Source organism: Enterobacter sp. 50793107 (assembly GCF_001463365.1).
GTDB lineage: Bacteria > Pseudomonadota > Gammaproteobacteria > Enterobacterales > Enterobacteriaceae > Enterobacter > Enterobacter cloacae.
Genome location: NZ_LNII01000134.1, coordinates 38,876 through 44,963 on the forward strand (window position 1 = coordinate 38,876; position 6,088 = coordinate 44,963).

6 protein-coding genes and 1 tRNA gene are annotated in these 6,088 nt (G+C 51.4%); 6 read left to right on the plus strand and 1 reads right to left on the minus strand.

Translation table 11 applies throughout. The annotated features are described in order from the left end of the window. The first annotated feature begins 23 nt into the window (after positions 1-23). Positions 24-425, plus strand: coding sequence for a sigma factor-binding protein Crl (crl, locus tag APU11_RS17640; RefSeq protein ID WP_023620943.1), 402 nt, complete (start codon positions 24-26; stop codon positions 423-425). Positions 426-526: 101 nt separating this feature from the next. On the opposite strand, the gene phoE is transcribed toward crl, so the two are convergent. Then, positions 527-1,579 (minus strand): phosphoporin PhoE, encoded by a 1,053-nt coding sequence (gene phoE, locus APU11_RS17645; protein ID WP_013095744.1) that lies wholly within the window; start codon positions 1,577-1,579, stop codon positions 527-529. A gap of 304 nt (positions 1,580-1,883) precedes the next feature. Here phoE and proB point away from each other — a divergent pair, with 304 nt between their 5' ends. The 5 genes from proB to APU11_RS17670 form a co-directional block, all read left to right on the plus strand. Continuing rightward, complete coding sequence (proB, locus tag APU11_RS17650) at positions 1,884-2,987, plus strand: glutamate 5-kinase (RefSeq protein ID WP_013095745.1); 1,104 nt, start codon at positions 1,884-1,886, stop codon at positions 2,985-2,987. An 11-nt stretch (positions 2,988-2,998) separates the two neighbouring features. Continuing rightward, positions 2,999-4,252 (plus strand): glutamate-5-semialdehyde dehydrogenase, encoded by a 1,254-nt coding sequence (gene proA / locus APU11_RS17655; protein WP_058651602.1) that lies wholly within the window; start codon positions 2,999-3,001, stop codon positions 4,250-4,252. Positions 4,253-4,363: 111 nt separating this feature from the next. Then, a tRNA-Thr gene (locus APU11_RS17660) sits at positions 4,364-4,439 on the plus strand. A 76-nt stretch (positions 4,440-4,515) separates the two neighbouring features. Beyond that, a complete protein-coding gene (locus tag APU11_RS17665) occupies positions 4,516-4,995 on the plus strand; it encodes a DNA-binding protein (RefSeq protein WP_230963087.1) in 480 nt (159 codons plus the stop codon). Positions 4,996-5,675: 680 nt separating this feature from the next. After that, a partial coding sequence (locus tag APU11_RS17670) for a hypothetical protein (protein WP_131729166.1) occupies positions 5,676-6,088 on the plus strand: 413 nt, incomplete at its 3' end.

A 6,088-nucleotide genomic window follows, 5' to 3' on the forward strand; every position in this document is an offset into this window, starting at 1 on the left:
TGGCTTCACAAAAGGAGATCGTAATGACGTTACCGAGTGGACACCCGAAAAGTAGATTGATTAAGAAGTTCATGGCTCTTGGCCCGTATATTCGAGAAGAGCAGTGTGAAGAGAATCGCTTTTTTTTCGACTGCCTGGCTGTATGCGTCAACGTGAAGCCTGCACCCGAAAAACGTGAATTCTGGGGCTGGTGGATGGAAATGGAAGCAGAAGAGAAACGTTTTACCTATAGCTACCAGTTTGGCCTGTTTAATAAAGACGGCAACTGGCAGGCCACCACCATCAAAGATCAGGAAGTGATTGACCGCCTGGAATATACCCTGAAAGAGTTCCACGACAAGGCGCGCGATTTACTGGCCACGCTGGACCTGAAGCTTGAGCCTGCCGATGATTTTTCCAGTGAAAAGGCGAAATTGACGGCGTAAAGACGAAATAATGCCGGGTGATGATCCCGTAGGCCCGGTAAGCGCAGCGCCACCGGGCACAAAAAAACCGGCTTAATGCCGGTTTTTTTATTACTGCCGACTCAGAACTGGTAGGTCATACCCAGGGCAACGATATCATCGCTGCTCACGCCCAGTTTGTTATCGTCATCAATCTGGTTGATTTTATAATCAACAAACGCGGACATATTTTTGTTGAAATAATAGGTCGCGCCGACGTCGATATATTTCACCAGATCTTCATCGCCAATACCTTCGATATCCTTGCCTTTAGACTGGACATAACCCAGGGATGGACGCAGACCGAAATCGAACTGATATTGTGCGACCACTTCAAAGTTCTGCGCTTTATTGGCAAAGCCGCCAGAAATTGGGGTCATATTGCGGGTTTCGGAGTACATCGCCGCCAGGTAGATATCGTTCGCATCATATTTCAGACCGGTTGCCCAGGCTTCGGCTTTTTTGCCTTCGCCGCGGGTCAGCAGGTTCTGCGCGTTGGTACGGTCAGAGTTAGTGTACGCGCCGCTTACCGCGAAATCGCTGCCGCCAAAGTCATAGGTCAGAGACGTACCAAAACCGTCACCGTTCTGTTTTTTGACGTCGCGGTTTTCGTTTTTACCCTGGTATTGCAGGGTCATATCCAGACCATCAACCGCGCCGAAGAAGTCGGTGTTACGGTAAGTGGCCAGACCGCTTGCACGCTTGGTCATGAAGTTATCGGTCTGCGCGGAAGAGTCGCCGCCAAACTCAGGGAACATATCGGTCCACGCTTCCACGTCATACAACGCGCCCAGGTTACGACCGTAATCCAGAGAACCAAAGTCTTTCAGCTTCAGACCGGCGAATGCCAGACGTGTTTTCTGAGTGGAATCGCTCTCTGCTTTGTTGCCCGCAAATTCCGCTTCCCAACGGCCATAGCCCGTCAGCTGATCGTTAATCTGAGTTTCACCTTTAAAACCGAAACGCACGTATGTCTGGTCACCATCTTTTGAATCGTCATCACTGATGTAGTGCATTGCTTTAACTTTGCCGTACACGTCCAGTTTGTTGCCGTTTTTATTATAAACTTCGGCAGCGTGAACAGATGCGGAAGCCACAACGCCCATAACCATTAATGCCAGAGTGCTCTTTTTCATTTTCGATCCTGTCTTATAAACGCGCTTAAAAATTCGCTGGACGATAAGCTCATGCTTAAGTCCCGTGAAAAAACAGAAAGGGTTTTAACGTTACGGAATGAAACTTTTATGACAAAGTAAGATTAATTTTAAAAAACTGTGATTTATTATTTCGGTAATAAAATTGTCAAAGTCCGCCGCTACGCTTCCTGATCCCGCGCAACAAAGTGTTTCGCGATGTGCTGTGGCAGTTGGCAACGGGCCTGACACCTGTTAAAACGTTCGTTCGACATCACTTTCCCTTATCGTTGAACGGCAGAGAATCATGAGTGACAGCCAGACGCTGGTGGTAAAACTCGGCACCAGTGTTTTAACAGGCGGATCGCGCCGCCTAAATCGCGCCCACATTGTTGAGCTTGTACGTCAGTGCGCTCAGCTGCATGCCGCAGGGCATCGTATTGTTATTGTGACCTCCGGGGCGATTGCCGCCGGGCGTGAACATCTGGGTTACCCCGAACTCCCCGCGACGATCGCCTCTAAACAGCTGCTGGCCGCCGTGGGACAAAGCCGACTCATTCAACTCTGGGAACAGTTGTTCTCAATCTATGGCATTCACGTCGGGCAGATGCTGCTGACGCGCGCGGATATGGAAGACAGAGAACGCTTCCTGAACGCCCGCGATACGCTGCGCGCGCTGCTGGACAACAATATCGTCCCGGTGATTAACGAAAACGACGCCGTGGCTACCGCTGAAATCAAAGTGGGTGACAACGATAACCTCTCTGCGCTGGCGGCGATCCTGGCCGGTGCCGACAAGCTCTTGCTCCTGACCGACCAGCAGGGGCTGTTTACCGCAGACCCGCGCTCCAACCCGGAAGCTGAGCTGATTACCGATGTACACGGCATTGACGATGCGCTGCGCGCCATCGCCGGCGACAGCGTCTCTGGCCTGGGAACGGGCGGCATGGGCACTAAACTGCAGGCGGCGGATGTGGCCTGCCGCGCCGGGATCGACACCATCATTGCGGCGGGCAGCCGTCCTGGCGTCATTGGCGACGTGATGGAAGGCATTTCCGTTGGCACGCGCTTCCACGCCCAGGAATCCCCGCTGGAAAACCGCAAACGCTGGATTTTCGGCGCGCCGCCGGCAGGTGAACTGACCGTGGATGAAGGGGCGACCGCCGCGATTCTGGAAAGAGGGAGTTCATTGCTTCCTAAAGGAATTAAAAACGTGACAGGCAACTTCTCCCGTGGTGAAGTGATCCGTATCCGTAACCTTGAAGGTCGCGACATCGCTCACGGCGTCAGCCGCTACAACAGCGATGCTCTGCGCCGTATTGCGGGTCACCACTCGCAGCAGATCGACGCCATTCTGGGTTACGAGTATGGCCCGGTTGCCGTGCATCGTGACGACATGATTATTCGTTAAGGAGCCAGAAAATGCTGGAACAAATGGGTGCCGCCGCCAAGGCCGCCTCTTACAAACTGGCGCTCCTTTCCAGCCGCGAGAAAAACCGCGTGCTGGAAAAAATCGCTGATTATCTGGAATCGCAGTCGCCGGAAATCCTCCTCGCCAACGAACAGGATCTGCTGGAAGCGCGCCGCAATGGTCTGAGCGAAGCGATGCTCGACCGTCTGGCGTTGACCCCGGCACGCCTGAAAGGCATCGCCGACGCTGTCCGTCAGGTTTGTAATCTGGCCGACCCGGTCGGGCAGGTGATTGACGGCGGATTGCTCGACAGCGGTTTACGTCTGGAGCGCCGCCGCGTGCCGCTCGGCGTTATCGGCGTGATTTATGAAGCCCGCCCGAACGTGACGGTGGATGTTGCTTCCCTGTGCCTGAAGACCGGTAACGCCGCCATTCTGCGCGGTGGGAAAGAGACCTGGCGCACCAACGCCGCGACGGTGAAAGTCATCCAGCAGGCGCTGCAGGAGTGCGGCTTACCGGCAGGTGCCGTGCAGGCTATCGAAAGCCCGGACCGTGCTCTGGTGAACGAGATGCTGCGCATGGACAAATACATCGACATGCTGATCCCACGCGGTGGCGCGGGCCTGCACAAGCTGTGCCGCGAGCAGTCGACGATCCCGGTGATCACCGGCGGTATCGGCGTGTGCCATATCGTGGTGGACGAGAGCGCCGAAATTACACCGGCGCTGAAGATTATCGTGAATGCCAAGACCCAGCGTCCAAGCACCTGTAATACGGTGGAAACGCTGCTGGTGCATCAGGGTATCGCGAACACCTTCCTGCCAGCCCTGAGCAAGCAGATGGCCGAGAGTGGCGTCACGCTGCACGCGGACGAGAAGGCGCTGGCGCTGCTGAAAGACGGCCCGGCGACGGTGGTGCCGGTAAACGCGGAGCAGTATGACGACGAGTTCCTGTCTTTGGATCTGAACGTGAAGATCGTAGCCGATCTCGACGACGCTATCGCGCACATCCGTGAGCATGGTACTCAGCACTCTGACGCCATCCTGACGCGCACGCTGCGCAATGCCGACCGCTTTATAAACGAAGTGGATTCTTCTGCCGTGTACGTGAACGCATCAACCCGCTTCACCGACGGTGGACAGTTTGGTCTGGGCGCGGAAGTGGCCGTCAGTACGCAGAAACTGCACGCGCGTGGTCCGATGGGCCTGGAAGCGTTGACTACGTACAAGTGGATCGGCATCGGCGACGATACGATTCGTGCGTAAATAATCACGGGTGATGCAAAAATAGCCGTTTGATTCAAAAGGGCATTGACGCATCACCCGGATAGATCTAACCTTTTGCCCCGTGGTTACGCTCGTAACCGGCCTCTCAGGGCCGATATAGCTCAGTTGGTAGAGCAGCGCATTCGTAATGCGAAGGTCGTAGGTTCGACTCCTATTATCGGCACCATCTTTTCAAAAGTTACGCATCCTTCATATTTTCATTATTTTGACTGTAGAATATTTTCGGGTCTGAAGTCCTTTGAATGGAAAAGACGTCACACAAATTACACAGGTATAACAATCTCGTTTACGGGAAGGACGATGATCCATCAGATGTACAGCCACGTATGACCTGCCTTGACCAGTTAAGCGAACATGTCAGCGCGATGCTCAAAGGCAGCCAACGCCAGACAAGTTCAGAAGATAAGCAGGCCGCCGTATGGGTATGGGAGCATGACGGCGGGAAAGAGCTGTTGGCTGGTATTGATGCTGGCCAACGGATAGAGTCCGCAGCCGCTGGGCTGAGTTTTGATGTTGAACACGAGCCCGATGAACAACTGCTGATTCTCTTCTGGCCGAATGAAGAAACCCACAGCTTCTATGGCAAAGATCACATGGCTGGTGGTCTGCGTTTCCTGCGTTCCGAGCTGGCATATGTGGCCGCAATGCATCCCGACATCCAGGATGACTGGAGCGAAACAGGATTAAAGGCACTCTGTCTGCTGGCAGATGAAAAACTGTAAACCCCCAGCCAAACCTAACTCCTCTAACTTGACACTTTTTCGTGAAAAAAAGGGAAAAGTGTCAACCCAACCTAACGGATCCTAACGCTCACGCACAACAGCTGCATCTAACGTGTAAAGAGCTGATGCGAAGCAGGGCAGGTGTAAGCCTGTTATGGTTTGTTATGCCTTACTAGGGAAACTAGGGGGGAAAGTGTTAACTGCTACCGCTTCAGAAAGCTTCAGGTATACGAACTCGTGAAGGGGAGGTGTTAAGCACCCCCCCCCCCTTTGCAACCATCCTCAAGCCTCTTTCAGAGCGATGTTCTGGTTTGCCCGGACGCTGGCGTTCAGATTGAGTTGTCAAAATTTGTCACCCACCGGCAGCGCCAGTGGGGATTTTTGGCAGAACGCGCTCTAAGTTACAGTTGCTTCAAAGTGAAGATTGGTATTCTATAGGAAACCATCAATCTCGTTACATAGGGTGGTGCTAATTTATAAGTATCATTTCGCGTCACTGGTTATCGTTAACAGGGTGATTGTTGCTATGTTTTAGTATCGTTCAATCATGAGAGGAACCATGCTATGCGAATAGCTACTATTTTATTAAAATCAAGGTTTTTTTAATTAATTGATGATATACTGCTGATTGCAGTAAAATGATTTGTTTTTGTATTAAACTATTTATTAAAGGTTTTGTAATGTCTGAACGCTCTGATCTTTATAATGTATTGAAAACAATCGATGGTGTTACTGATATTGACGAAGGCAGGCTTTTAAAGAAGGATGAGTTGGGTTATACAGCCGTTGGGAATTTTGATTACTCTTCCGATCCAAATGATGGAACATACTCAATAAACTACTTTACTTCTAAGCGTGCTGTTTCCTATTCCATTAGTCTGGCTATTCATTTTATTTATGAAAAAGTTGAAAGCTCTATTGATGAATGCGATTTGTTAAAATTAATTGATGCTTATAATAGAACGGTTATTGGGATAAAAGTTACTAACCTGCCCCAAGAAAGGGATGATGAACTGAGGATTTCTTTAAAGACTGAGTTTTATACCCCTGCTGAAAATTGTTCTCTTGAAGATTTCAAACCTAGCCTATGGAT